The organism is Thiohalocapsa sp. (assembly GCF_019695415.1).
GTDB lineage: Bacteria > Pseudomonadota > Gammaproteobacteria > Chromatiales > Chromatiaceae > Thiohalocapsa.
The window spans coordinates 1-2,018 of sequence record NZ_JAIFKJ010000213.1; the positions used below are offsets into that span (position 1 = coordinate 1).

Here is a 2,018-nt window from a genome sequence, read left to right on the forward strand (position 1 = left end):
CCTGGCCCCTGGGCGCCCACGCGGGTGGTCAGTGGCCGGCTGCGCCGGGCAGCCGGTCCAGCTCGGCGAGCCGGGACGGCGTGCCCACATCCATCCAGCGCCCGGTGTGGTGGAGTCCGCCGACGCGGTCCGCGTTCATGGCGCGGTGCAGCAGCGGCGCCAGCGGAAAGGCCACCGCCTCGCAGCCGGTGAACAGGTCTGGATGATAGACGCCGATGCCGGCAAAGGTGAGCTTGGCAGATCCTTGCCGCGACACCCGGCCACCGGTCAGCGCGAAATCGCCGTCGGTGTTGTGGTCTGGATTGTCCACGAGCACCAGCCGCGCCAGGTCGCCGTCGGCGAGGGCGGGACCACAGGTGAGCCGCGCATAGTCGAAGTCGCACCAGACATCGCCGTTGGTTACCAGGAAGGGCGCGTTGCCGTCCGTCAGCAGCGGCAGCGCCCGGAAGATGCCGCCGCCCGTCTCCAGCGCCCCCTGTGGGCCGAGCTCTGCGCCCTCCGGCGAGTATTGGATACATACATCGTACGCATAGCCGTCCCCAAGATACGCCTCGATCTGCTCGCCGAGATGCGCATGGTTGATGACCAGCTCCGTGAAGCCCGCCGCCCGCAGCCGCAGGATCTGGTGCTCGATCAGCGTGCGTCCGCCTGCCGTCAGCAGCGGCTTCGGCGTGTGGTCGGTCAGCGGTCGCATGCGGTTGCCGCGTCCGGCGGCGAGGATCATGGCCTTCATCGTGGGGCTGGGCTTGGCTCGGGTCGATGGATTCCGTCGCAGGAACATAGCAGAACCGCGGCGCCCAGTAGCGCCGACAACAGCAGCGACGCGGGCGGATCGCGCCGTGCTCGAGCACAGACTGACGCGCCTGGGAACAGACTTCGTCGAATGAGCCCCCATCTTCGGCTGCGAGTCGGCACTGGCCGCGGCCTAGTAAGTGCCGACTTTGCTCACGAGCAACCGATTGACTGGCCGCGCCGGCCAACAATCAGACGAAGCTGGAAGACGCTGTCTTCCAGCTCGTGAAAGCAAGACGCCGATAGTTCGGCGCTTCCCTAAGCCAACCCGCCACTCTTTGGGAGAGCAGCATGAGTGACAAGCCAATCCACGACTTTCCGGGCAGTGAAATCGATGTGCACTGGGACGAGCGTCTATGTATCCACATCGGCGAGTGCGGCACCGCCGCCAACAGCCTATTCGTCGGCGGGCGCAAGCCCTGGTGCGTCCCGGACGAGGTCACCAAGGCCGAGGTGCGCGATGTCTGCGAGCGCTGCCCGAGCGGGGCGCTCAGCTACACCGACAAGGCCGGCGAGCCCGAGCACGCACCTGCGGAGAATACCGTAAGCGTGGTGTATAACGGCCCCCTGTATCTCACGGGTGAGCTGGACATCGAGGATGCCGCGGACGATATGACCGGCGCGCGCTTCCGGGCTGCCCTTTGCCGCTGCGGTGCATCGGGCAACAAGCCCTTCTGCGACAACAGCCACCTGCAGGCGGGCTTCGAGGACTACGGCGCCGTCGGCGAGACGGGACCCGGCCTCACCGCGCAGGGCGGCCCGCTTAAGGTGAAGCGCATCCCGAACGGGCCTTTGATGCTGGAAGGCAACCTCAGCATTCGGGCCGCCAGCGGTCGCGTTGCCTGGCAGGGGGAGAAGGCCTTCCTGTGCCGCTGCGGGGCATCCAAGAACAAGCCCTTCTGCGATGGCTCTCACAAAGACGCGGGTTTTGTGGACCCTTAGGCCATAGGGCGCCGTAAACGTCCTTCGATCTGCGGGATGCGGGCGGTCGGGGTGAAGCTCAGGTCAGTTGGGGCAGGGACAGTCTTGTGTGTATCCCAACTCCCGCATACCGCATTGCATCATTGCCAGGCTCCACCTTGCAGCTGCCGTGGAGCGGTTGCCACCAGCGCATATCCCGGCGCTGCTACGTCTCGCGGACGTACCTCCCTGGACCGTATGCCCGGGCCGCCAGACGCGACCAGAAGTTGCCACAGCTCGGAGGCTCCCTTGACACCACGGACTGG

Annotated in this window: 2 protein-coding genes; one reads left to right on the forward strand and one right to left on the reverse strand. The window is 66.6% G+C overall.

What is annotated here, in order from left to right; genetic code table 11:
- Window positions 1–28: 28 nt before the first annotated feature.
- Window positions 29–733: an N-acetylmuramate alpha-1-phosphate uridylyltransferase MurU gene (murU, locus tag I6U14_RS06070; RefSeq protein WP_296897716.1), complete on the reverse strand. Its 705-nt coding sequence runs from the start codon at window positions 731–733 to the stop codon at window positions 29–31.
- Between the two features lie 350 nt (window positions 734–1,083).
- Between murU and I6U14_RS06075 the strand changes: the two genes are divergently transcribed.
- Window positions 1,084–1,734, forward strand: coding sequence for a CDGSH iron-sulfur domain-containing protein (locus I6U14_RS06075; protein ID WP_296897718.1), 651 nt, complete (start codon window positions 1,084–1,086; stop codon window positions 1,732–1,734).
- Window positions 1,735–2,018 lie beyond the last annotated feature (284 nt).